This is a genomic window from Paenibacillus sp. DRB1-1, from assembly GCF_052119485.1.
GTDB lineage: Bacteria > Bacillota > Bacilli > Paenibacillales > Paenibacillaceae > Paenibacillus > Paenibacillus polymyxa_B.
Genome location: NZ_JBODQH010000001.1, coordinates 4,587,328 through 4,613,486 on the forward strand (window position 1 = coordinate 4,587,328; position 26,159 = coordinate 4,613,486).

At 46.0% G+C, this 26,159-nt stretch carries 21 protein-coding genes; 20 read left to right on the forward strand and 1 reads right to left on the reverse strand.

From position 1 onward, the window contains the following. Positions 1–169 precede the first annotated feature (169 nt). Complete coding sequence (locus ACQW03_RS20620; RefSeq protein WP_441951503.1) at positions 170–1,501, forward strand: PhoH family protein; 1,332 nt, start codon at positions 170–172, stop codon at positions 1,499–1,501. A 100-nt stretch (positions 1,502–1,601) separates the two neighbouring features. Here the strand turns inward: ACQW03_RS20620 and ACQW03_RS20625 are convergent, their stop codons facing one another. Beyond that, on the reverse strand, positions 1,602–2,687 hold the full coding sequence (locus ACQW03_RS20625; protein WP_441951505.1) for a coiled-coil domain-containing protein: 1,086 nt from the start codon (positions 2,685–2,687) through the stop codon (positions 1,602–1,604). Between the two features lie 297 nt (positions 2,688–2,984). Between ACQW03_RS20625 and ACQW03_RS20630 the strand changes: the two genes are divergently transcribed. From ACQW03_RS20630 to spoVE, 19 genes are all read left to right on the forward strand, one after another. After that, positions 2,985–3,635, forward strand: a complete 651-nt coding sequence (locus tag ACQW03_RS20630; protein WP_013311108.1) for an RsfA family transcriptional regulator — start codon at positions 2,985–2,987, stop codon at positions 3,633–3,635. 126 nt (positions 3,636–3,761) lie between these two features. After that, positions 3,762–4,721, forward strand: coding sequence for a ketopantoate reductase family protein (locus ACQW03_RS20635; protein WP_441951507.1), 960 nt, complete (start codon positions 3,762–3,764; stop codon positions 4,719–4,721). Between the two features lie 4 nt (positions 4,722–4,725). Beyond that, positions 4,726–5,115, forward strand: a complete 390-nt coding sequence (locus ACQW03_RS20640) for a DUF3397 domain-containing protein (protein ID WP_013311106.1) — start codon at positions 4,726–4,728, stop codon at positions 5,113–5,115. 153 nt (positions 5,116–5,268) lie between these two features. Then, complete coding sequence (locus ACQW03_RS20645; RefSeq protein ID WP_023989459.1) at positions 5,269–6,969, forward strand: peptide ABC transporter substrate-binding protein; 1,701 nt, start codon at positions 5,269–5,271, stop codon at positions 6,967–6,969. 197 nt (positions 6,970–7,166) lie between these two features. Further along, positions 7,167–8,099, forward strand: a complete 933-nt coding sequence (locus ACQW03_RS20650) for an ABC transporter permease (RefSeq protein WP_023989458.1) — start codon at positions 7,167–7,169, stop codon at positions 8,097–8,099. Positions 8,100–8,103: 4 nt separating this feature from the next. Further along, a complete protein-coding gene (locus ACQW03_RS20655; protein WP_013311103.1) occupies positions 8,104–9,054 on the forward strand; it encodes an ABC transporter permease in 951 nt (316 codons plus the stop codon). 11 nt (positions 9,055–9,065) lie between these two features. Then, positions 9,066–10,004 (forward strand): ABC transporter ATP-binding protein, encoded by a 939-nt coding sequence (locus ACQW03_RS20660; RefSeq protein ID WP_076293496.1) that lies wholly within the window; start codon positions 9,066–9,068, stop codon positions 10,002–10,004. 122 nt (positions 10,005–10,126) lie between these two features. Beyond that, positions 10,127–11,758, forward strand: a complete 1,632-nt coding sequence (gene bshC, locus ACQW03_RS20665; protein WP_441951511.1) for a bacillithiol biosynthesis cysteine-adding enzyme BshC — start codon at positions 10,127–10,129, stop codon at positions 11,756–11,758. Between the two features lie 64 nt (positions 11,759–11,822). Beyond that, positions 11,823–13,088 carry an adenosylhomocysteinase gene (locus tag ACQW03_RS20670; RefSeq protein ID WP_013311100.1) on the forward strand — a complete coding sequence of 422 codons (1,266 nt, stop codon included), beginning with the start codon at positions 11,823–11,825 and terminating at the stop codon, positions 13,086–13,088. A gap of 332 nt (positions 13,089–13,420) precedes the next feature. Continuing rightward, positions 13,421–13,858 (forward strand): division/cell wall cluster transcriptional repressor MraZ, encoded by a 438-nt coding sequence (gene mraZ, locus ACQW03_RS20675; RefSeq protein WP_013311099.1) that lies wholly within the window; start codon positions 13,421–13,423, stop codon positions 13,856–13,858. Between the two features lie 17 nt (positions 13,859–13,875). Beyond that, positions 13,876–14,826 (forward strand): 16S rRNA (cytosine(1402)-N(4))-methyltransferase RsmH, encoded by a 951-nt coding sequence (rsmH, locus tag ACQW03_RS20680; RefSeq protein WP_441951514.1) that lies wholly within the window; start codon positions 13,876–13,878, stop codon positions 14,824–14,826. A 24-nt stretch (positions 14,827–14,850) separates the two neighbouring features. Next, positions 14,851–15,231, forward strand: coding sequence for a hypothetical protein (locus ACQW03_RS20685; protein WP_025721604.1), 381 nt, complete (start codon positions 14,851–14,853; stop codon positions 15,229–15,231). Positions 15,232–15,291: 60 nt separating this feature from the next. Beyond that, positions 15,292–17,646 (forward strand): penicillin-binding transpeptidase domain-containing protein, encoded by a 2,355-nt coding sequence (locus ACQW03_RS20690; RefSeq protein WP_220029878.1) that lies wholly within the window; start codon positions 15,292–15,294, stop codon positions 17,644–17,646. 81 nt (positions 17,647–17,727) lie between these two features. Continuing rightward, positions 17,728–19,644: a stage V sporulation protein D gene (locus tag ACQW03_RS20695; protein ID WP_025721601.1), complete on the forward strand. Its 1,917-nt coding sequence runs from the start codon at positions 17,728–17,730 to the stop codon at positions 19,642–19,644. A 55-nt stretch (positions 19,645–19,699) separates the two neighbouring features. Continuing rightward, positions 19,700–21,187 (forward strand): UDP-N-acetylmuramoyl-L-alanyl-D-glutamate--2,6-diaminopimelate ligase, encoded by a 1,488-nt coding sequence (locus ACQW03_RS20700; protein WP_220029877.1) that lies wholly within the window; start codon positions 19,700–19,702, stop codon positions 21,185–21,187. Beyond that, entirely contained in the window at positions 21,187–22,590 is a 1,404-nt protein-coding gene (locus ACQW03_RS20705) for a UDP-N-acetylmuramoyl-tripeptide--D-alanyl-D-alanine ligase (RefSeq protein ID WP_441952448.1), read from the forward strand. The genes ACQW03_RS20700 and ACQW03_RS20705 overlap by 1 nt, the downstream gene beginning before the upstream one ends. Positions 22,591–22,612: 22 nt before the next feature. Beyond that, positions 22,613–23,581: a phospho-N-acetylmuramoyl-pentapeptide-transferase gene (gene mraY / locus ACQW03_RS20710; protein WP_013311092.1), complete on the forward strand. Its 969-nt coding sequence runs from the start codon at positions 22,613–22,615 to the stop codon at positions 23,579–23,581. 4 nt (positions 23,582–23,585) lie between these two features. Continuing rightward, positions 23,586–25,007, forward strand: a complete 1,422-nt coding sequence (gene murD, locus ACQW03_RS20715) for a UDP-N-acetylmuramoyl-L-alanine--D-glutamate ligase (RefSeq protein ID WP_441951518.1) — start codon at positions 23,586–23,588, stop codon at positions 25,005–25,007. Positions 25,008–25,056: 49 nt separating this feature from the next. Beyond that, positions 25,057–26,154 carry a stage V sporulation protein E gene (gene spoVE, locus ACQW03_RS20720; RefSeq protein ID WP_013311090.1) on the forward strand — a complete coding sequence of 366 codons (1,098 nt, stop codon included), beginning with the start codon at positions 25,057–25,059 and terminating at the stop codon, positions 26,152–26,154. Positions 26,155–26,159 lie beyond the last annotated feature (5 nt).

Here is a 26,159-nt window from a genome sequence, read left to right on the forward strand (position 1 = left end):
GTGTCTAATTTTAAAAATGTACAGGCTCATAGCTATCTTCACTACAACTTCTCGTTGCTTTATCTGGTGTGGGGGTTCTTTTTTCAGGGAATCAGCAAGTATTGGGTACCTGGTGAATAGGTATAGGTATGAAACACGAGATTGTCCACGCCGCTTTGGAGGGGATTTAATGAAGAAATTTTTTGTGCTGGATACGAATGTGCTGCTGCATGATCCGAAAGCCATTTTTACCTTCAAAGAACATGAAGTTGTCATTCCAGCTGTTGTTCTGGAAGAAATCGACTCCAAAAAACGCAACGCGGATGAGATTGGACGGAATGCCCGCAATGTATCGCGATTGTTAGACGGGTTGAGAGAAGTAGGTCATCTGCATAGTGGCGTTCCACTTCCCCAAGGTGGGAGGCTTAAGGTTGAATTAAACCACCGAAGCTTTTTGAAAGTTCAGGAGATGTTCGGGGAGGTTTCGAACGATAACCGGATTTTGGCGGTCGCCTTGAATTATCATCTGGAAGAGCAGGAGCAGCCTGAACCACGTTCGGTCGTTTTGGTCAGTAAAGACGTGCTGGTCAGGATCAAGGCAGATGTATTGGGACTGCTGACCGAAGACTACCTATCCGACAGAACAGGCGATCTAAGTGAGCTATATCCCGGATACTCGGCAATACAGGTGCACCCGTCCATCATAGATGAATTTTACTCTAACCGTTTTTTACCAATCAAGCCACTGGAACTACCTTATACGCTGTATCCGCATGAATTTGTTATTCTGAAAGATGAAATGGGAACTGGAAAATCAGCTTTGCTGAAAGTGAATCAGGAGGCAGAGCGATTAGAGCCGCTGTACTTAAGTAACGAATCGGTGTGGGGAATCAGCGCGCGTAATGCTCAACAGCGGATGGCATTGGAGCTTTTGCTTAATGACGATATCCCCCTCGTGACCATTACAGGAAAAGCGGGTACGGGCAAAACGCTGCTGGCGCTGGCGGCAGGTTTGCTTAAGGTAGAGGATGAACATCGCTACAAGAAACTGCTAATTGCTCGGCCTGTTGTTCCTATGGGTAAGGATATTGGTTATTTACCGGGAGAAAAGGATGAAAAACTTCGCCCGTGGATGCAACCAATCTACGACAATCTAGAGTATCTGTTTGATGCCAAAAAATCAGGTGATATCGACAAAATTTTAATGGGCTTGGGCAGTATTCAGGTGGAGGCACTTACTTATATTCGCGGGCGTTCGATACCTGGGCAATTTATTATAGTCGATGAGGCGCAAAACTTATCCCGACATGAGATCAAAACGATTGTGTCCCGGGTGGGTGAGGGGAGCAAGATCATTTTGATGGGAGATCCGGAACAGATTGATCACCCTTACCTGGATGCAGCCAGTAACGGTCTAACCTATGTGGTGGAGCGGTTTAAGCAAGAAGGGATTAGCGGGCATATTATGTTGGAAAAAGGAGAACGCTCCAAGCTCGCGCAGTTGGCAGCCGATCTACTATAAAATCCCTACCGTTATTACAATAATAAAGACCTCGGGAATATCCCGGGGTCTCTTGTTTTGTACACGTAAAAATTCAGAATAATGAAAGGTGAGCAAAATCTTACTTAAAGTTTAATTCGAGCTTAACTTCAAGCATTCCTGCTAAAGTACGTACTTCTGTGGCTTTGACATATGAAATAAGCTGCTGTGGGTAGAAACCCAGATCAAAATCCTTTTCCAGCTTGTTGCGAGTCGTATCAGGTAGTTCCAGGCCATTAAATACCAATCGATCCACATGAAATAAAATTGCATTTTTCGGTTCATTCTCTACCGTGTAGTGACCTTCTACCCTTAATTTCATCGTCCCCTGCTGGCCTTCTACTACAATTCGATCCTGCGTAAATGTAAAGTTGAAGTGATTAAACAATTCATTTTCTGACTTTAAAAAACGGTTAAAGTCCTCTTCACGAATGCTTATCGTAATGACTTTTCCATTTGTAACCATGGCACCTTGTTGTTGTTGAATGAATTGTGGTAAATCCTGCATAGCTTGAGCTAATGCTTTAAAGTGCTTATTTACCTCGTAGACACCTACATTCTCCCAATAAGCTGTCATTTCGCCAATTAGCTTGCGTAGGGTATCCGGATCATTACTGGCGTTAACGCCGTCATTTACACGCGACTGAAGCAGGACAATGCGTTTACGTTGTGCCAGTAAGTTTGTTTTGACAGTCTCCAATTCCATTGAGGCTTGGGTAACTTGTTGTTCTGTTTTTCGCATAGATTGATAATTGGATTCGTATTCTTGAAGCACATCCTGATCGTGACTAATCAATAATAAGTAGTAATCGTACAGAGAGAGAAGTTGCCTTATACTTTTCGCCCCTAGCACCACACTCAACAGCTTGTCCCTTTCCCCCATATAATAAGATCGCAGCACAGAACCTGCACGCTTCCGTTGTATGGTCATTTGCTCTTGCTGAACGGTGAGATTACTTCGCAGTTCCTGCTGACGCTGCAAAAGAGTCTGCTGCTCCTGACTGATTCGCTCAATTTCATGGTCTATCTCTACAATTGAGAGGCTATCTTGTAAAATCTGACTTTCTTCATGGGAGGGAGCGGCCAGGGTAGGACGTACATATATGAAAGTTAGCAACATAATGGTGGTCAGCAGGGTGATGATTGTGATTTTTATTCGTTTGTTCATTTGGTTTCCCCTTTTATGTATTCCCGAAAAAAACTAATGGTAATGTATATGATCCTTTCTGTTTCTTTAACCATTCATTTTATTGTACAGCAGTCTGAGCATGCTTGAAACCCGAAACTGTTTACGTTCACGTATGAGTTCTTGCAGAAATGGAAATACAATTTAGTATCAAATAGATTCTATGAACTCTACGAGAGGCATAGGAATGAATAAACAGCTTTTATACCCTATTCAAATACCGGCAAGATCGGTTCATGAAGACGGTTATTTCAGGATGTTGTTAGGAGGGCTAGAGGCATGACTGCAATAAGACAAGATGCATGGAGTGTGGAAGATGACTTGATATTGGCAGAGGTGACATTGCGGCATATCCGTGAAGGTGGAACGCAGCTCGCAGCGTTTGAGGAGGTTGGACAAAAAATAGGAAGAACCTCTGCAGCATGCGGTTTTCGTTGGAACAGCTGCGTGCGCAAACGTTACGATGAAGCGATTAGTATTGCCAAAGCACAGCGCCAGAAGCGCAGTTATATCCGTAAGCAGAACCCGGTGGGTGTATCACAGGTTGCGGCTTTTGCCTCGCTTGATACAGTAGAAGGTGGATACAGAACGGATGGTGCGAGTGAGGATACATTATCTATTGATGCAGTAATTCGCTTCTTGCGCCAATGGAAGGGATCCGTCCAGGAAACGAATCGGCAGATTAAGATGTTGGAGAAAGATTTACGGGAAAAGGAAGAAGAATTGAATCAGCTTCGCTCCATTAATGACCGGCTGTCCAAAGAAGTGAATGATGTACAAACCGACTATCGTGTTGTGAATGATGATTATAAAGCTCTGATTCAGATTATGGACCGGGCTCGGCGCTTGGCTTTAATCACTGAAGATGAGGAAGAGCTTAAATCCAGATTCAAAATGGACGCCAATGGGAATCTGGAGCGCATTGAGTAACAAGATTACTTCTGTAATATTGAAATAAAACGTCAACTAGCGCTTTGCCGTAGTTGGCGTTTTTTGTATTTCTTTAGAGTGCATATGATATAGTAGAAAAAAAGATGGAAGCGAGACGATACAAAGGTGATTGATATTATTGGAGCGGGTTCGCTGGGATTGTTGTTTGCCGGGAGGTTGTCTGCTTCGGGTACAGAAGTAAGGCTGTGGACGCGTACACTTGAGCAGGCACGCGTCATTGCTCGTGAAGGGATTACTGTGTTTGATAAGGAGGGGCAGACGGCAGTACATGTGTCCGGGGATAAATTGAAGGTAGCGCCATTGGCAGATTGGCAACGGTTAAATTCACAGGCTCCAGCACGATGGATAATGCTTATGACCAAACAGGGGGCGATTGAGGAAGTATTAGAACAGATCCAGCCTGCAGCTCAAATGGATAGAGATACAGGAATTGTTTGCTTGCAGAATGGAATCGGCCATATAGAACGCATTAGACAGGCTTGGCCTAAAGCTGTGGTATACCCTGCTGTGACGACTGAAGGAGCCAAGAGGCAGGGAGTAGCATCTATTGTACATGCAGGATCGGGTGTTACTGAAATTGGTAGTTCGGAGGAAAGGGAGGGGGCGAAGAACAATAATTTTAATCAATGTGTGCTAAATCGGTTGCTTGCAGCAGGATTTGACGCCTGCTTGTCGAAAGAAATCGATAACGGTATGTATCGCAAGTTGTTGATCAATGCTGTAATCAATCCGCTGACGGCGGTATGGCGAGTTCGTAATGGCGAGCTGCTTTCGGACCCTATTCGAATACATATGATGCGCAGGCTATACGATGAAGGCATTCAAGTGTATGATGCTCATGGTATCCACTGGGAAAACGCATGGTGGGAGCAAATTATGAATGTATGCCGGGCAACGGCAGAAAATCACTCGTCCATGCTAGCTGATGTACTTGCACAGTCCATGACGGAAGTTGCTTCGATTAACGGACAACTGGTGCAGATGGCAGATCGGGCTGGAGTTACTGCACCAACTCATGAGGTATTGTGGCAATTAATTGAAGGTATGCGGCTAAAAGAGGGGTGATCAGTTGAGTCTTATACAAGGTACTATTATCACTTTCAGTATTCTTCCCTTTTTTCCGTTTTTGATCGTGTTTGCGGTTTGTCGCTACATTCTTAAAATGGAAAAAAAGAAATCGTTACTTACTTCTATGGATATTACCACGTTTTTTCTGATATTTTCCGTAGCAGCACTCTTTAACGTCATTTTTACATCTCGATTCGGTTTTTATTTGATTCTACTGCTCCTATTACTGGCCTTGGGTTTAATTGGAGGAGCTCAAAATCGAATAAAAGGGAAGGTTGATGGTAAAAGATTATGTAGAGCGGTCTGGAGATTAACTTTTATAGCGATGACATTGGCGTATATTTTGTTAACTGTTGTTGGTATATTTAAGAATATATTCAACATCATGTGATATAAGGTGACATGAAAAGGTGAAAAAATATGAATTAATCATGTTTTTTTGAAAAAAAAGCTCAATTTGAAGAAATGTAATGTAGATTTTTTTGACCGCTGGTTGTATAATCTATAAACATATACCACTTTAGAACTAGGGGGAAAACGCTAGATGAAAAGGAAAAGCTTTTTAGTCCTTTTGACACTCATTCTTGCAGTTGGTGCACTGCTCGCAGGTTGTGGCTCCAGCAAGAACGATAATGGTAAGGGCGCACAAGAAAACACCTCGACTACGCCGGCTCCGGCCGACAAGCAAATTTTGCGCATTAACCTTGCTTCCGAGCCGCCAACCTTCGATCCGGCACAAGCTCAGGATAGTCAAACTAACACGGTTCTGAAAACTTTGTATGAAGGTCTCGTACGTATGGGTCCTGACGGCAAAGAAATCCCTGGCGTAGCTGAATCTTGGAAAATTTCCGATGACGGCAAAACCTATACGTTCAAGCTTCGTGATACTGCAAAATGGAGTAATGGCGACCCAGTCAAAGCAAGCGACTTCGTATTTGCTTGGCAGCGGGTATTGGATCCTTCCACGGCTCCTGCACCTCCATATGCTTACCAATTGTACTATATCAAAAATGCTGAGGGTTACAACCTGAGCACTTCGAAATCTTTTAAAGGCACTAAAGTTACAGACTTTAAAGATGTAGGTGTTAAAGCTGTTGACGACCATACATTGCAAGTAGAGCTGGAGCACCCAACTCCTTACTTCTTGGGATTGACTTCTTTCTACACTTTTTACCCTGTAAATCCTTCCGTTAAAGGTAATGATAAGTGGGCTGTTAAGAAAGATAGCATGATCACTAACGGACCTTACACATTAACGACTTGGGACAGCGGTCAAAAGATCGAAGTAACCAAAAGTGAAAACTATTGGGGTAAAGATGATATCAAGCTGAACAAAATTACGATGTCCCTTGTAAATAGCGGTGCAACAGAGCTGGCTTCTTATAGAAGTGGACAACTCGATTACGCAGGTATGCCAAACGGTGAAATTCCTACCGACCAAATTCCGGCTGTGAAAAAAGAACTGCCTAACGAATTTAAGGCAAAAGGGATTGCAAGTACGTACTACTATCTGTTTAATGTAACTGAAAAACCATTTAATAATGTTAAAATCCGTAAAGCGTTTGCGATGGCTATTGAACGCCAACCAATCGTTGAAAGAGTAACATTGGGCGGTCAAATTCCTGCATACGGCTTTGTACCTCCAGGTATCAAAGGAGTATCTCAAGAATTCCGTACTGAGAATAAAGATGATTACTTCAAAGAAGACTTCACTGAAGCGAAAAAATTGCTTCAAGAAGGTATGAAGGAAGAAGGCGTAACTACACTTCCTCCGGTAACATTGCTGTATAACTCCAGCGAGAGTCACCAAAAGATTGCTTTGGCAGTTGCTGATATGTGGAAGAAAAACCTTGGTGTTGACATCAAAACTCAAAACCAAGAGTGGGGCGTATTTATCCAAACACGTAACAAGCTGAATTTCCAAATCGCTCGTGGTGGATGGTCTGCTGACTATAATGATCCAATGACATTCCTGGATATGTGGACAACAGGCAATGGCAACAACAATGCAGGTTATGCTAACCCAGCATATGATGCTTTGATTGAAGCAGCTAAAAAAGAAACTGATCCAGCAAAACGCATGGAAGATTTTGCGAAAGCGGAGAAAATTCTGGTTCAAGATGATATGGTAATGCTTCCGATCTACTACTACTCAAATGTTTCTTTAACGAAACCGAATGTAAAAGACATTGGGCTTGACTTTAGTGGAGCAGTTGATTTCACAAGAGCGTATATTACACAGTAACTGAAGCTCGATTCTGAAGTTTGATAGTTACTTCGGGATATATATGTGGATAGAACCATATATATCCCGTTTTTTTTGTGTGTCATGGTCTTTTCCATCATCATGTAACCATGCAAATAAGTAGAATGGACAGTCCAATTCTATTTCGATAAAATCGAATGGTGTCGAAAAAAATTTATGGGGGGTGTAAACGGGCAATGACGCGTTATTTGATCAGTAAATTTTTCTATATGCTGCTATCTTTGTTCATTCTGATCTCTGCGACGTTTTTTCTCATGAAAGCAATTCCGGGTAACCCCTTCATGAGTGAAAAAGCGACTTCTCCTGAGATTCAAGCCCGGTTAATGGAGCAATATGGGCTGGATAAGCCTGTATATGTCCAATATTTTAAATACTTAGGTGATATTGCTTCAGGTGATTTTGGTATTTCTATGAAAAAGCTGAATCAAAGTGTAACTGACATTATCGGACAAACTTTTACGGTTTCCCTCAAACTAGGTTTTGTTGCCATAATCGTGTCGATAATTGTCGGTCTCTTGCTAGGTATGCTGGCAGCTTTGTATCATCGTAGGCTAATAGATAACGTTGCAATGGTATTAGCTATCATGGGGATTGCGGTTCCCAGCTTCGTTCTAGCATCGTTGATTCAATTTTTCTTCGCTCAACAGTTAGGTTGGTTTAATGTTATGGGCTTTGACGGTCCGATGGACTACGTTCTGCCTGTTGCAGCTTTATCTGCTTCCCCAATTGCGTTTATCGCTCGACTAACGCGTTCCAGCATGCTGGAAGTGCTTCATGCGGATTATATTAAGACTGCCAAAGCTAAAGGCTTGAAATCCATTACAATTATGTTCAAACACGTTGTACGTAATGCTATTTTGCCGGTCGTTACCTATGTGGGACCCATGACGGCCAATATTATTACGGGTTCAGTTGTTATTGAACGTATCTTCGGGATTGGCGGTATTGGTAAGGTATTCGTAGATAGTATTACAACACGCGATTATACCATGATTATGGGAGTTACTATTTTTTACGGTATTTTGCTGATGGTGGCGCGTTTTATTACAGATATTGCATATGGATTTATTGATCCGCGGATTAAGCTTACTGGCGGGAAGGAGGGATAACTTTATGTCTGTTAAAGATAATGCTGTGAACTTGGATAAGCTTCAGGTGAAACCGGAAGATTTCCAGAAGGTCGGGGCGGATGAAAAGCAGTCTGAAGTTATTCAGCGCGAAAGCCTGTCCGCTTGGCGAGATGCTTGGGAGCGACTTCGTAAAAATAAACTGGCAATGACGAGCTTGAGTGTTTTGGTTCTCATTGTGCTTGCTTCAATTGTTGGTCCGATGCTGTCCCCATATGATGACCGCACGAATGATTTGTTGAGCACCAATCTTCCTCCTTCGGCGGAACATTGGTTCGGAACAGATGATCTGGGGCGTGATATGTTTGTACGTACTTGGATGGGCGCTCGGATTTCCTTGATTATTGGTTTGGCTGCTGCAATGATTGACTTGATGATTGGAGTTATTTATGGTGGAATTATGGGTTACTTTGGTGGCCGCGTTGATGAAATCATGAATAAATTTTCTGAAATCTTGTACTCCATTCCTTACTTGCTTGTTACGATCCTGTTGCTGGTTGTACTGGAGCCAAGTATCACTACAATTATTATTGCGCTCTGTGTAACGGGGTGGATTAACATGTCGTGGATTGTACGTGGTGAGATGTTACAACTTAAAAACCGAGAATTCGTACTCGCTTCCCGTTCAATGGGTGCAGGTGCTGGTCGTCTGCTGTTCCGTCACTTGTTGCCCAATGCGGTAGGACCAATCATTGTCACACTGACTTTGACAGTTCCAAGTGCTATTTTCTCTGAGGCATTCCTGAGCTTTCTTGGATTAGGGGTACAGGCACCTCAGGCGTCACTGGGTTCAATGATTGAATCAGCTCTGACTGGGTGGATGTATTACCCGTGGCGGATGCTTTTCCCAGCAGGTTTGATCAGTTTGATTATGCTTGCGTTCAACCTTTTTGGCGACGGCTTGCGTGATGCGCTTGATCCGAAGTTGAAGAAATAGGAGGTGAGATCATGGTGAGTAGCAACAATTTAATTGAGGTTGAAGGTCTTAAAAAGTATTTTAATGTTGGCAAAAACCGTGTGCTCAAAGCGGTGGACAACCTGAATTTCTATATTCGCGAGGGTGAAACGCTGGGTATGGTTGGTGAATCCGGTTGTGGTAAGTCTACAGCGGGTCGTACGATTTTGCGCTTGTATGAACCTACAGCAGGTAGCGTACGTTTTAACGGTACGGATATTTACAAATTATCACCAAGTAAAATGAAAGCAATGCGCCGTGATATGCAGATGATCTTTCAAGATCCGTATGCATCATTGAACCCGCGTTTTACCGTTTCTGATATTATTGGTGAGGCACTCGATATTCACAATATGGCGGGTAGCCGTGCAGAACGTAAGAAACGGATTGAAGAGTTACTTGATCTGGTTGGTTTGAACCCTGACCATGCAACACGCTATCCGCATGAGTTTTCTGGTGGTCAACGTCAACGGATCGGTATTGCACGCGCACTAGCGGTTAATCCTAAATTCATCATTTGTGATGAGCCGATTTCAGCTCTTGACGTATCTATTCAGGCTCAGGTTGTCAACCTGTTAAAAGAGCTTCAAGAACGTTTGGGTCTGACATACCTGTTCATTGCGCATGATCTGTCGATGGTCAAGCACATCAGTGATCGGGTAGCTGTAATGTATATGGGGAGAATGGTAGAGCTTGCAGAAAGTGCTGAATTGTATGCAAATCCGATCCATCCTTATACGAAAATGCTTTTGTCGGCGATCCCACTTCCTGATCCAGAAGTAGAAGCCAACAAAAAACGGATTATTATGCCAGGCGACCAAGCAGGCCCAATTCATGATGCAGCTGGCAGTAAGACAGGGGCTTATAACCTGGAAAATGCCACGCTCATCGAAGTGTCTAAAGGACATTTTGTAGCTGAGCCTTACGCCTGATCTTGTTTTATGCACCAACCGCCGAGTTATTCGGCGGTTTTTTTTGTAGGAAGCTTTGACGTGGACATGGGCTTTCGGTACAATCAAGCAGTAAGGTTTTGGTGGAGACAGGAGGCAGACCCATGAAAATAATTCCGGAAACGCTTCGCGTAGGGTCGGCTTTGGCAGAAGATTATATACAGGGTATAGGACGCGCAAGCGACTTGTATGAATATAATGTGCTGCACGCCGATGCTTATGCCCAACGGGCGAAGTGGCTGGATAAGACGGGGCATCTGCGATTAAACCGTAAGGATGTCGTAGCATGTCTTCGTATATACAATGAGAAATACAATTCGTATGAGGCGGTGCGTGCTTCATTGGACCGTTTGGAAAGTCCAGATGCCTTAGTAGTAGCTGGCGGGCAGCAAAGCGGATTGTTCACAGGTCCGATGCTGGTCATTTACAAAGCTGCTACCCTAATTAAGGCGGCGAGAGAAGCTGAGGAACGGCTTGGACGTCCGGTTATTCCCGTCTTCTGGATTGCTGGCGAAGATCATGACTGGGACGAGGTCAATCATACATACGTAATGGCAAATGACCCACAAGCCGTCAAAATCAAGCTGAATAAGCAACCTGAACGCCGTTCTTCGGTTAGTGCCATTAAAGTTGACGCTGTTGAGTGGAAGCAAGCGATAGCGGATATAGAGCAAAGCTTGCCAGATTCAGAACATAAGGCTGATATAATGCGCTTGATTGAGAACGGGCTAACGGATTCATATGGACTGAGTGAAGCCTTTGCCAAGTTGCTGGGCCTTTTGTTCGGCACCTATGGATTAGTGCTCTTGGATTCAGCAGATCCTTCGCTACGCAAGCTGGAAGCATCCATTTTTAAGCAACTGGTTCAGCACAATGATGAGTTGGAGCAGGCTTACCGGACGACTGCTGCGCGGATTGTAGATTATGGATATCATTTACAAGCCGATGTGCATGAAGGTGGCGCGAATCTCTTTTATATCCATGAAGATGAACGCTTGCTGCTTTTCAAAAAAGCTGGACTATTCACGGATCGCCACGGGCTGGTGGCGTTTACTGTGGATGAACTGCTTGAAGAGATAGATAGACATCCCGAACGTTTTAGTAACAATGTGCTAACTCGGCCTATAATGCAGGATTCACTGTTTCCGGTGCTGGCATCTGTGCTGGGTCTAGGAGAGATTGCTTACTGGGCGATTACACGGGAGGCTTTCGGGGTGTTGGAGATGCAGATGCCGATACTGCTGCCACGAATGTCTTTTACGTTGGTAGAGCCAGGTGTGGAGAAGCATATGCTTAAGTATGAATTGAGTTTTGGTCAAGTTAGAGACGGACTTGAGAAACGGAAAAAGCAATGGATCGCCACTCAAGATCAGCTTGGAATGCAGGATCAGTTTTCCGGTGCTAAGGAAGCTTTTGTCCGCATGTACGAACCGCTTGTGCAGCAGACAGGTTTGATTGAAAAAGGTTTGCTACCGCTCGGAGAAACCAACCGCGATAAGATTCTGGCACAGATCGCCTATCTGGAGGCAAAAGTTCAAGAAGCATTGCTTCGGCAAAATGAAACAGCACTTCGCCAGTGGGATCGTATTGAATGGTCGATTTTTCCGTTTGGACAGCCGCAGGAGCGGACGTATACGATCTATCATTTTCTCAACCGTCATGGGCTCAGCCTGATTGATATGATTATGAATGTACCATTGGATCTGACGGGTACGCATCGCGTTATTTATGTATGATTTATTATTTTATATAGGATTTATCATGGTTCAAATTTAACCAATATGAAGGAGGAAACAAAGTATGACTTCCCATTCTCTGCAAAATAGCATAGTTCACGATCTTAAATTGGCCCCTGAAGGTCATTTGAAAATTGATTGGGTAGAAGCCCATATGCCGGTATTGAACCGTATACGTCAACAATTCGAGCAAGAGCAGCCTTTTGCTGGTCTGAAGGTAACCATCTGTCTACATCTGGAGGCCAAAACGGCTTATCTGGCTAAAGTGGTACAAGCAGGTGGAGCGCAGGTAACTATTACGGGTAGTAATCCATTGTCCACACAAGATGATGTTTGCGCCGCATTAGTTGAAGATGGCGTTACAGTATTAGCTAAATACAATCCGGACCCAGAAGAATTCAAAAATTTGCAAATCAAGGCACTGGAAACAAAGCCGGATCTCATTATAGATGATGGTGGTGACTTGGTTACTCTGTTGCAATCCGAACGGCCTGATCTGATTTCTACGATCCGTGGGGGAGCAGAGGAGACAACTACTGGGATTATTCGTTTGAAGGCTTTGGAAAAAGAAGGGCAACTTCACTTTCCGATGGTGGCTGTTAATGATGCTTACTGCAAATATTTGTTTGATAACCGCTATGGTACAGGACAGTCAGCTTTCGACGGCATTATTCGTACGACTAATCTGGTTGTAGCCGGAAGTACAGTGGTTGTGGTAGGTTATGGCTGGTGTGGCAAAGGAGTTGCAATGCGTGCGAAAGGACTGGGAGCCAACGTTGTTGTAACCGAAGTTGATCCGATCAAGGCAGTAGAAGCCCATATGGATGGTTTCCATGTCTTGCCGATGGTAGAGGCTGCCAAACTGGGTGACTTCTTTATTACAGTAACTGGAAACAAGGCTGTAATTACAGGAGAACACTTTGATGTGATGAAGGATGGAGCTGTGCTGTGTAACGCAGGGCATTTTGATGTGGAGGTTAGTAAGCCTGAGCTTGCTAAACGTTCCGAATCCATTCGTACGGTGCGTCGTAATATCGAGGAATATCGCTTTAAAGATGGACGTAAAATGTATTTGCTGGCAGAAGGACGCCTCGTGAATCTGGCTGCTGCTGATGGTCATCCTGCGGAAATTATGGATACGACATTTGCGCTTCAGGCGCTTGGCTTGAAATATGTGAATGATCGTTACAATGAGCTAGGCAAAGCCGTTATTAATGTACCTTATGAAATTGATGAGCAGGTAGCTCGATTCAAGCTTGATAGTCTGGGAATCCAAATTGACACGTTAACTGAAGACCAAAAGATCTATTTGGACAGCTGGAACGCGTAATCGGATTATTTTATCACGATTTTCGCTGCAAATGTGTTGCGTTTTTAATGCAAGTGTTTGTTTAGGTTGGCATAATGGACAGAGAGTAAGCCCTTTATTCCGTGTTGTTTCGAAACCTGATGCATATTGTCGGGGGCCGGCTTCATGGGATAAGGGGCTTTTTTGCATCTTGTGACGCAGGGCTACAATAACAGACATAAGGGTATGGATCCGGCTTCTATCACTTTTTGGTAATGAAAAAGAGGTCTTTGATTTTTTAAAGCGAATCTATTATGCTTAGGTGGTGGAAAGTGGGCCAAAGTGGGAGAATGGGGTAAGGGGTGACGAAACCAATGTTTATGGGGGAGTTCCAACATAGCATTGATGAGAAGGGTCGGCTTACTGTACCGGCCAAGTTTCGTGAACTTCTCGGTGCCTCGTTCGTGGTTACCCGCGGGCTGGACCAATGCCTCTTCGTGTATCCCATGGATGAGTGGGCTGTCATGGAGAAAAAACTTAAAGCACTGCCTCTGATGAAGGCCGATGCGCGGGCGTTTACCCGTTTTTTTTTCTCGGGGGCGACTGAATGCGAATTGGACAAACAGGGCAGGGTAAATTTACCGGGGAATTTGTGCGAATACGCCAAGCTTACTAAAGAGTGCGTCGTATTGGGAGTGTCCACCCGTGTAGAGATTTGGAGCAAGCATACTTGGGAGCAATATTTCAACCAATCAGAAGAAGCATTTAACGACATTGCTGAGAAATTGGTTGATTTCAACTTTGAATTGTAATTTAGGAGGTCAGCCGTTTGTTTCACCACATTACCGTACTCAAAGAAGAAGCAACACAGGCACTAAACATCAGGCAGGACGGGATTTATGTGGACTGCACGTTGGGAGGGGCAGGACACAGTTCCGTCATTGCATCACAGCTTGGCCCTGAGGGAAGGCTCATTGCCTTTGATCAGGACGACTGGGCATTGAACAATGCGCGAGAGAAGCTGTCAGCCTATGAAGGAAAGATTTCATTAGTGAAATCCAACTTCCGACACTTGCAGGACAAGCTGACCGAGCTGGGATTGCCCGAAAAAGACGGCGTCCCGCAAGTCCAGGGTATTTTGTTCGATCTGGGTGTATCCTCGCCCCAGTTCGATGAGGGGGAACGGGGATTTAGCTACAATCATGATGCGCCGCTTGATATGCGGATGGATCAGAGTAGCTCGCTTACGGCTTACGAAATTGTCAATGAATGGTCAGAAGCAGAGATTGCGCGTATTTTGTTTCATTACGGAGAAGAGAAGTTTTCAAGGCGGATCGCAAAGATCATGATTGAACGTCGATTGAACAAGCCTATTCACACAACAGGGGAACTTGTCGATATTATCAAAGAAGGAATTCCGGCTGCGGCACGCAGAACCGGGGGACATCCGGCTAAACGCAGTTTCCAGGCTTTGCGGATTGCTGTGAATGATGAGTTGGGTGCACTGGAAGATACTTTGCATCAGGCAATAAGATGTCTGGCTCCAGGAGGCAGAATTTCGGTCATTACATTCCATTCTCTGGAGGATCGGATATGCAAGCATATTTTCAAGGAGTATTTGGCGAAAAGCATCTATCCATCTGATTTGCCTATTCTGGAGGACAAAATGGAAGGCGATCTGAAGCTGGTGAATCGTAAGCCGATTGTGGCGTCAGAGCAGGAACTGGAGCTTAATCCACGGTCCCGGTCAGCGAAGCTGAGAGTTGCCGAGAAATTGTAAATTTAATGGAGAAGGAGAGGCGACATGGCTTATACACGCGGTAATTTGGCTGTAAAAGAAAGAGCCCGTCAGGAACAGGTTCAGCAACAACGGTATCGTGAGACTACCAAAGTCGTTACACGCCGCAGAGAGCTGCCGATTCGAGAAAAGCTGCTGTATCTATTGACACTTGTAGCGTGCATTGTCATTGCTGGTATGTTGATTAGCAGGTACGCTCACATTTATCAAATCAATTATTCGATTAATACGGCAAGCAAGGACATTTCCAAATTACAGACCAATATCGCCCAACTGAAGATTCAAAAGGAGCGTCTGGAAAATCAGATCGTGCCGACTGCAAAGCAACAGGGATATATCGAACCAACAAGAGAGCCCATTCGTGTGGAAAAGCAGGCTGCCAAATAGTTAAGGGCATAGCATCAAGCTATGCTCTGACGTACATTTTTTTGCAGAGAGGTTTGAGCTATGGTCAAAAGAATAAAGCTTCGCACACTGCTAATAGGGGGATGTATTACCCTCTTTTTTCTTGTTCTGCTACTTAAGGTATTTTGGATTCAAGTTGTGAGTGGGGAGTACTGGCATAACCTGGTAGTTAATCAAGTAGAAAGAGATCAGGTGATTCAGCCCAAGCGTGGAACCATTACGGACCGTAAAGGAAACGTATTGGCTACGGATGCACCGGCTTATACGGTAGTTGTCAATCCTAGCATCATTCAGGAGTATGATTTGGAGAATGAGGTTGTAGCTAAGCTGCACCAGTTACTCAAAACGCCTGAGGATGAGCTGAGAGGACATCTTTCTGCAAAGGATAAAAAGGGGAACTACTTAAAAAATCGCGAGATTCGTAATGGGGGCTGGAAGGTAGATCCTGAGGTAAAGGCACAAGTGGATACGTTCAAAGAGTATTTGAAGGATAAGTATGAAGTAATTGGAGCTGTGGACACCGTTCAAGAATCCAAACGCTATTATCCAGAAAATAAGCTGGCTTCCCATGTTCTTGGCTATCAAAGAAAAGATGGCACAGCAGGTATGGGGTTGGAAGCTTATTATAATAAAGAGCTCTCGGGGACGGCTGGAAAGCTTCTGTATCAGCGGGATCGGAAGGGAGTTCCTCTTCAAGGATCGGAAAGTGTCTATGAGCCGGCACAAAATGGTAAAAATTTAAAGCTGACGATTGACGATACGATTCAGTATTATATAGAGGATGCCATGCAGGAAGCTATTGCAAAATACAACCCGAAAACGATGACTGTTGTAGCTGCTGATCCTCAGACGATGGATGTTCTCGGTATGGCAACTTATCCGAATTTTAATCCCAATACATATGGGAGTACACCCTTGGAATATTTCCGTAATAATGCTACTCAATCTATCTACGAGCCTGGCTCCACGTTTAAGATTGTCACCTTGGCAGCTGCGGTCCAAGAAAAGGTGTTCAATCCAAATGAATCTTACCAATCTGGTATGATTCGGGTCGGAGGCTGGGATATTCGTGATGTAAGCCGTAACTGGGGAACGTTAACCTATCTTCAGGGAGTCAAGCGCTCAAGTAACGTCGGTTTCGTTCATCTGGGACTGGATAAGTTGGGTGGCGAGAGACTGAAAAAGTATATTAATAATTTTGGATTCGGCGTGAAAACGGGCATTGATCTTCCGAGTGAGTCTACTGGAGCTATTACATTCCATACCCAGTACAAATCGGAGGTCGCAACGGCTTCATATGGACACGGACGTGTCCAGGTGACGCCAATCCAGCAGGTAGCTGCCATCTCGGCAATTGCTAACGGGGGGAAGCTGATGCAACCTCATCTGGTGAAAGAAATCATGAACCCAGATACAGGCGAAGTTCAGACGATTCAACCGAAGGAAGTCCGCCAAGTGATTACTCGGGAATCGGCAGTCCAGACAAGCAGCTATTTGGAGCAGGTCGTATCTGACCAAGAAATTGGTACGGGACGCCTTGCTTATATTGACGGATATCGTGTAGCTGGAAAAACAGGTACAGCGACGAAGGTCGTCGGAAAAGTATATGACCATTCGAAGGATGTCGTGTCCTTTATAGGTTTTGCACCGGTAAATGATCCGAAAATAGCTGTTTTGGTTGTTATGGACGAACCTAACAAATCAGTAGGCGGCGGTACAGCAGCAGCGCCTGTATTTAAAAAAATCGTATCCCAATCGTTGCAATATATGGGGGTTCCAAAAACAGGAACTAAAACGAATAAATCAGGTGGCGCTGTTGTAAAAACAGTGAATTTGCCAACGGTACCAACATTAACTGGTCAGGTGAAGAAGGATGCGCAAAATGCATTGCTCAAACAGGGAATTGCCTATGAAACGGTAGGCAAAGGCTCCAAAATTGTTCGCCAGTATCCTGAAGCAGGCGTCAAAATGAAACCCGGACAACGCATTTACTTGCTGACTGAGGATAGTGCCAACATGACTATTCCTGATTTTACAGGTGTTTCGTTGCGGGACACACTTCAAGTTCTGACCCTTATGAAGGTTGGTGTGCAGGTAAGCGGCGAAGGTTATGTTGTCTCTCAAAAGGCGCAAATGGTAAATGGAAAGCGGATCGTCAGCGTGACGCTTCAGCCGGCCAAAGAAACGGTGACCGGAGTGAAACCGGAGGAAACACAGGACTCGACCAATGGAGTTGCAGCTAACCAGAACGGCAGCGCAACAAAAACGGAGGCCGATACTAAAACCGAATCCAGTACTACTGCTGATGCTGGAACAGACGCGGGAGCTCCTAAGGGAGGAATATCTGCTGTTGCAGATGAGAAAAGTGCTGCTGCGATTAAAGGCGAGGATAACTGATAGCTTGTTCTAATGTCCGTTCTTTTGAATATTCATGAGGTAAGACATGTCATGAGTATTTGAGGAACGGAGGGAGCGCGTTTGAAAAAATCTAACGTGACCATGCGGCGGAGGCTGGTATGGGGGCTAATGGGATTATTTGTACTGTTTGCGGCCTTGTCGATCCGGCTCGCCTATGTTCAATTGGGTAAAGGAGGCGAGCTCTCGGCCAAGGCTGAGGATTCGTGGCGCCGCAATATTCCATTTGCCGCCAAGCGCGGCGAAATTTTGGATCGGCAGGGTACGGCGCTGACCTACAATGTCAGTTCGCCGACAGTCATGGCGATACCAGTGCAAATTAAGAAGCCGGAAGAAACGGCACGCAGGCTAGCGCCCTTGCTGGATATGAGTGAGGATAAAGTGCTCAAGCTGATTACCAAACGAACAGCAAGCCAAAAACTTCAGCCCGGCGGACGAAAAATTACGATGGAGAAAGCGCAGCAAATTCGTGATTTGAAGCTGCCGGGTATCGTTGTTGCTGAAGACAACAAACGTTATTATCCTTATGGTGATCTAGCGGCTCATATTCTTGGGTTTACAGGAATTGATAATCAAGGGCTGACAGGCGTAGAGAAGCAGCAAAACAGTAAGCTACGGGGAATCGACGGAAGCATTGCGTATTTATCGGATGCAGGTGGTCGTCTAATGCCTGGTTCTTCTGAAAAATACATTGAACCGAAGGATGGACTGAATTTACAATTAACCATTGATAAGTCTGTGCAGTCCATTATGGAACGGGAGCTTGACCAAGCCATGGTCAAATTCCAGGCGAAGTCCGCGTTGTCTATTGCTATGAACCCCAAGACGGGTGAAATATTAGGCATGGCTGGACGACCAAGCTATGAGCCAGCGCTATACAAGCAATATGCTCCTGAAATTTATAATCGAAATCTGCCAATCTGGATGACATATGAACCTGGTTCTACTTTCAAAATTATTACACTGGCTGCTGCCTTGGAAGAAAAGAAGGTCAATCTCAAAAATGACCGTTTTTTTGATCCGGGATATATTGAAGTCGGTGGAGCACGCCTGCGTTGCTGGAAGAAAGGCGGACATGGAAGCCAGACTTTCCTTCAAGTAGTGGAGAATTCTTGCAACCCCGGTTTTGTAACATTGGGGCAGCGATTAGGTAAAGAAACACTGTTCAAATACATTCGCAATTTTGGTTTCGGCAGCAAAACGGGGATCGACATGATTGGTGAGGGCAACGGCATTTTGTTCAAGCTACCTCAGGTCGGTCCTGTAGAGCTGGCGACAACCGCTTTTGGTCAAGGGGTGTCTGTCACTCCGATTCAGCAGGTTACGGCAGTATCAGCGGCAATTAATGGCGGTAATCTTTATAAGCCTCACATTACAAAAGGTTGGGTTCAGCCGGGAACCGGAAAAGTGCTGGAAAAAGTAGAACCAGAACTGGTACGTAGGGTTATTTCAGAGGACACCTCCCGACAGGTAAGGGAAGCGCTGGAAAGCGTCGTTGCTAAAGGTACAGGTCGTCCTGCTTTTATTGAGGGTTACCGGGTGGGAGGTAAAACGGGGACAGCACAAAAGGTGATTAACGGACGTTATTCTTCCTCGGAGCATATTGTATCCTTTATTGGTTTTGCGCCGGCGGATGATCCGCAAATCGTCGTTTATACCGCTGTCGATAACCCGAAGGGCATTCAATTCGGCGGGGTGGTTGCTGCGCCAATCGTGCAAAATATTTTAAAGGACGCGCTGATTGCCTTGAAAATACCGCCCCGCACCAATCAAATTGCCAAAGAGTACAAGTATGGAGAAAATCCGATCGAAACGGTACCTGATCTGGTAGGTGCTACTGCAGCTGATTTGTACGAAGATATGAATATGAACTTTATGCTCGTGAAATCTGGGTCAGGCAAAACGGTCGTGAGTCAGGCGCCGAAGCCGGGCTCCAGATTGGAGCGGGGATCAACGATCCGTATTTACATGGGGGATTGATAGGTTCATTTTATACCATACTATGAATAACGAGAGAGCAATGGAGGAATGAAAGATGCAGCTTCAACAATTGGCTTCACTGCTGGCCGTCTCCCGTGTAGTGGGTGACGGTACAGTGGATTGCCGAGGAATCGGGGCGGATTCACGTCGAGTGCAACCGGGGGATTTATTTCTGTGTTTGCCAGGTTTTACAGTGGACGGACATGACTATGCTGAGCAGGCAATTGCGTCCGGAGCGGCAGCTTTGGTCGTTGAACGGGAGCTGGATGTGCCTGTTCCGCAGCTTGTAGTTAAGGATGCACGACATGCCATGGCGGTTTTGGCGGATTATATGTTTGATTCACCGAGCCGACGCATGCGCATGATCGGCATAACCGGAACCAACGGTAAAACAACGATAACTTATCTGATTGAAAAGATCATGAAGGATGCCGGGGTGAACACCGGACTGATTGGTACGATTCAAATGCGTTACGGTGGTCAGCCTTACCCAATGTCTGGCACTACGCCCGAAGCGGTGGAACTGCAACGTTATCTCGGAAATATGGCAGAGCAGGGGGTTCAATGCTGTGTCATGGAAGTATCCTCACATGCGTTGGAGCAGGGCCGCGTCAAAGGAACTGATTTTCGCACCGCTATATTTACAAACCTGACGCAGGACCACCTGGACTACCACAACACAATGGAGGAGTACCGTGCTGCAAAAGGACTTTTATTCTCTAGGTTGGGAAATGCTTTCTCGCGGGATGCATCAGATAGCAAATATGCTGTTCTGAATGCAGACGATTCGGCTTCTTCCTATTTGCAGGCTCAAACTGCGGCCCAAGTGATTACATACGGCGTGGAAAAGGAGTCTGATGTGCAGGCATCTCGTATCACGATAGGTTCCAAGGGAACCTCCTTCCATGTGTCTACTTTTAAAGGAGATACCGATATTGAGCTTCGAATGGTGGGCAAGTTCAATGTGTACAACGCACTGGCGGCCATTACCGCTGCTTTGCTGGAAGGAATCTCGCTGGTGGATATCAAGCGCAGTCTAGAGTCTATCGCAGGCGTAGATGGGCGAGTAGAGCCTGTAGATGCGGGTCAGCCCTTTGCTGTTATTGTAGATTATGCCCATACACCGGACGGATTGGAAAATGTCCTTCGCACCGTAAAGGAATTTGCGGTCGGTAAAGTATGGTGTGTATTTGGATGCGGCGGTGACCGAGATCGTACGAAACGTCCATTGATGGGGAAAATTGCTGCGCGTTACAGCGATCACTCGTTTATTACTTCCGACAATCCGCGAACAGAGGACCCGAAAGTGATTTTGAAAGACATCGAACAAGGGCTGATTGACGAAGGTGTACCCGCAGAACGATACGAATTGATCGTGGATCGCAGAACTGCAATTCATAAAGCTGTTGAAATGGCAAGCCCTGACGATGTAGTATTGATTGCGGGAAAAGGTCATGAGACTTACCAGTTGATCGGAAAAACGGTGCATGAATTCGATGACCGCATCGTAGCCAAAGAAGCGATAAGGGGTTTATCCAAGTGATGAAAAGAACAATCGGTCAGATTGCATCTATGTGTGGAGGAATACTTCACGGAGAAGCGGACACCGAACAGATGGTCGAAGGCGTTTTTACAGATTCTCGCAGGCCGCAAAGCCAAGGGTTGTTTGTTCCACTCGTGGGCGAACGGTTTGATGGGCATAATTATGTGCAGCAGATCGTAAGCGAGGCTGGTGCAGCTGCGTTTTTATGGCAAAAGGATCATGGAGCACCTCCGGCTGAGAACGCTATTGAGGTAGAGGATACGTTAGAAGCCCTGCAGCATCTAGCAGCTGCATACTTACGCGAAACCGGCGTTTCTGTCGTTGGGATCACGGGAAGCAACGGCAAGACGACAACGAAAGACATCGTAAACGCTCTGCTGGGCACGACTTTTAAAGTACACAAAACCGAAGGGAATTATAACAATCATATCGGTTTGCCTTTAACTGTACTGTCCATGCCGCAGGATACAGATATTCTCATTCTGGAGATGGGCATGAGTGGACGTGGAGAGATTCGTCTGCTGGCTAATATTGCCCAACCAGATGTAGCTATCATAACGAACATAGGCGAATCGCACTTGCTGCAGCTTGGTTCTCGTGCGGAAATCGCTCGTGCAAAGTTGGAGATCACAAGTGGCCTTAAGCCCGGTGGTTTGCTGATCTACAACGGGGATGAACCACTGCTTTCACAAGTGTTGGAGGAGTCTGAAACGGTCAAGCCTGAAGGTTTAAAATTGTTTACGTTCGGGCTAGCTGCAGGCAACGATGACTATCCAACTGAAATCACTTCGGATGGAGAAGGTAGCTTATTTATAACAGCCCAATCTGGCAAAGAGGCTTTCCGGCTTCCCTTGCTTGGACAGCACAATGTTGTAAATGGTTTGGCGGCACTGGCGGTAGCGCGTCATTTCAATGTCGATGCAGACCATATACGTAAAGGGTTGTCGTCTTTAAAGCTGACGGGCATGCGCATTGAGGTCGTGAACTGTCCTAATGGACTTACCGTGCTAAACGACGCTTATAATGCCAGTCCGGCTTCAATGAAGGCTGCGATTCAGACGTTGTCTGCGTATAAAACGGACGGACGTAAAATCGCCGTGCTTGGTGATATGCTGGAGCTGGGACCTGAGGAAAAGCAATTCCATGAGGAAATTGGAATTTTCGCGGCAAAGCACGACCTAGAAGTACTGTTTACTTACGGTGCGTTAGGCACTTCGATTGCGCAGGCTGCGCAAGAGTTGATGCCAACTGCTAACGTTCACGCTTATACAGATAAGCAAGAGCTGATCCAGTATTTGCTGGTTCATCTACACGCCAATGATATTGTGCTGGTTAAGGCATCCAGAGGGATGCGACTAGAAGAAATTGTGGATGCGCTGAAAAACGGTCCGCTACAGAACTGATGTTGACGAGAGGAAGACTCCCATGGATATTCAATTATTACTGCTGACGATCGTCGTATCGTTTATATTGGCGGTCATTGCCGCTCCACTGCTCATTCCGCTGCTGCGGCGAATGAAATTCGGCCAGCAGGTCCGGGATGACGGGCCACAGAGCCATCTTAAAAAAATAGGTACGCCTACAATGGGCGGTATCGTGATTCTGGTGGCTTTTACGCTGACCTTTCTTAAGTTTTCAGCTATCAAAAATACGGACTTTTACGTTCTGCTGGTTGCTACGCTCGGTTTTGGGCTGATCGGCTTTTTGGACGACTACATCAAAATTGTATTTAAACGCTCGTTAGGTCTGACGGCGCGTCAAAAGCTGTTTGGGCAATTATTGTTTGGCGCGATCATGTGCTGGCTTCTGCTTAGCAATGATCATAGTACTGCGATCGGCATCCCTGGAACGTCATGGTCATTTGATTGGGGCGGCTGGTTTTATTATCCATTCATCATTATTATGATGCTGGCGATTAGCAATGCTGTCAATTTCACGGATGGGCTGGACGGGCTGCTGTCCGGTACAAGTGCCATTGCCTTTGCTGCTTATGCCATTGTCGCGATTCAGGCAACCTCGCTTCCGGCAGCAGTATGCTCAGCGGCTATGATTGGCGCTGTACTCGGATTTCTCGTATATAATGCTCATCCTGCCAAGGTGTTTATGGGTGACACAGGCTCGCTGGGAATTGGCGGCGCCATAGGTGCCATTGCCATCGTTACGAAAAGCGAAATTTTGTTCCTCATTATCGGTGGTGTATTCGTAATTGAAATGCTGTCCGTGGTCTTGCAAGTAGCTTCCTTTAAAACACGTGGCAAGCGTATTTTCAAAATGAGCCCGATCCATCATCATTTCGAGCTGTCCGGCTGGTCCGAATGGCGCGTAGTTATTACATTCTGGGCTGTAGGACTGTTGTTGGCAGGACTCGGACTTTATCTCAACAAGGGGTTGTAGACAAATGAACCATCCAGACGCATACAGAGATCAGGAAGTCGTCATTATCGGTCTGGCTAAAAGCGGCGTGCAAGTTGCCAAGGTGCTGCACCAAGCCGGAGCCAAGCTGACAGTCAATGATAAAAAAGATAGGGAACAATGTCCCGAAGCTTCTGAATTAGAGGCTTTGGGAATTTCCGTTTTATGCGGGGGTCACCCAGAGGGGCTAATTCATCCTGGAGTGAAGCTGGTTGTCAAAAATCCAGGGATTCCTTATACGGCCCCTCCCGTACAGAAAGCTGTCGAGCTCGGCATTGAGGTCGTGACCGAGGTTGAGGTCGCCTACCATCTATGTAAAGCTCCGATCATCGGAATTACTGGCTCCAACGGAAAGACGACCACGACAACTTGGGTAGGCAAGCTGTTGGAGGCATCCGGCATGAATCCAATCGTGGCTGGTAATATCGGTACGCCCGTATGTGAGGCGGCTGTGGATGCCAAGTCGGACGAGTGGATGGTTGTGGAGCTGAGCAGCTTTCAGTTAAAAGGAACAAAAGATTTCAAGCCCACTGTGGCCTGCCTGCTCAATGTAGCTGAGACCCATTTGGACTACCACGGAGGCATGGAGGACTACGTTGCATCCAAGGCGCGTCTATTTGCCAATCAAACCGCGGCGAATACTGCAGTAGTGAACTGGGATGACCCCATCTGCCGGGAGCTCGTACCCTATATAAAAGCGAAGCTGCTTCCGTTCTCGATGACAGAACGTTTGCAGGAAGGGGTGTTCGCTGACCCGCCATACATACCGGATGTGACGGACGACATTGAACGTAGCATCGTATATCGCGATGGAAATGGTGTGCTGCATCCCATTATAGGCGTAGCTGAGATTGGACTTCCAGGTCGTTTTAACGTAGAAAATGCTCTTGCTGCTTGCGCAATCGCCATTGCTGCAGGCGCAGAACCAGCGAATTTGGCGGAACCATTAAGTACTTTTCGCGGTGTCGAACATCGGCTTGAATATGTTTTAGAACACGCTGGTGTAGCTTATTACAATAACTCCAAAGCAACCAATTCGAAAGCAACAATGATGGCCTTATCTTCCTTTAAGCAACCCGTTGTACTCATTGCCGGAGGATTGGATCGCGGTTCTGATTACACAGAGCTCGTACCTTCCTTGCAGGAAGGTGTGAAAGCCGTTGTGCTCTTGGGTGAGACACGGCATAAGTTGGCTGAGCGGGCCCAGCAGGCCGGAATAGAGTATGTCAAGGTCGTAGATAATGGGGAGGATGCCGCCGCTACGCTCGTGGAGGCTGTGAACAAGGCTGCTGAAATTGCTGAGACGGGAGATATAGTATTACTCTCACCCGCCTGTGCAAGCTGGGATATGTTCCGATCCTATGAAGAGCGTGGACGTATTTTTAAAGAGGCGGCGCATAAATTGTAAGTAGGGGGGTTGGATAAGCCCCTACTTTTATGCAAGGGGTGGCCTCCTGATGAAGCAATCTCGTCCAGCGCCGGATTTATGGCTTTTCGTTTGTATCATAAGCTTATTAGCCATCGGCATGGTTATGGTATACAGTGCGGGCGCCGTCCTCGCTTTTCACGAGTACGGGGACTCCTACTATTTTGTAAAGCGGCAATTGCTGTTTGCAGGGCTCGGCCTTGTAGCGATGTACTTTACTGCCAGAACGGACTACCGAATCTGGCAGAAATATGCCAAGGTCGTGTTGTTGATCTGTCTAGCGTTGCTGGTTGCCGTATTAATTCCCGGCATTGGTGTAGTAAGAGGCGGGGCACGAAGCTGGCTCGGTATTAGCTCTTTCGGCATTCAGCCTTCCGAGTTTATGAAGCTGGGTATGATTCTTTTTCTCGCTCGTTGGCTCAGTCGTCCTGACTATGATATTAGCTCTTTTACGCGTGGCCTGTTGCCTCCGCTTGGACTCATGGGACTGGCTTTTGGGCTTATTATGCTCCAGCCCGATTTGGGCACTGGTACGGTAATGATGGGAGCGTCCATGCTCATCGTATTTACGGCAGGCGCGCGTATGAAGCATCTCGGTCTGCTGGCTTTGTCGGGAGCAGCAGGATTTGCTGCACTGATTGCAGCAGCGCCTTATCGGCTCCAGCGCATCACCGCTTTTCTGGACCCTTGGTCCGATCCGCTTGGCGCAGGTTATCAAATTATTCAATCGCTATATGCGATTGGTCCTGGCGGCCTGGCAGGCTTGGGGCTTGGCATGAGTCGACAAAAATATAGCTACGTTCCTGAGCCGCAGACTGATTTTATTTTTTCCATTTTGGCGGAGGAGCTTGGCTTTATCGGTGGAATGGCGGTGTTGGGGCTCTTTTTGGTTCTCGTGTGGAGAGGAATGCGTGTCGCTATAACCATTCCGGATACCTATGGTAGTTTGCTTGCGGTGGGTATTGTCGCAATGGTCGCCGTACAGGTCGTCATTAATATTGGTGTCGTCATCGGTTTAATGCCGGTGACAGGAATAACACTGCCCTTAATCAGCTATGGAGGTTCTTCTCTGACCTTAATGTTAACTGCTCTGGGCATTTTACTAAATTTATCACGTTATGCGAGGTGAACGTT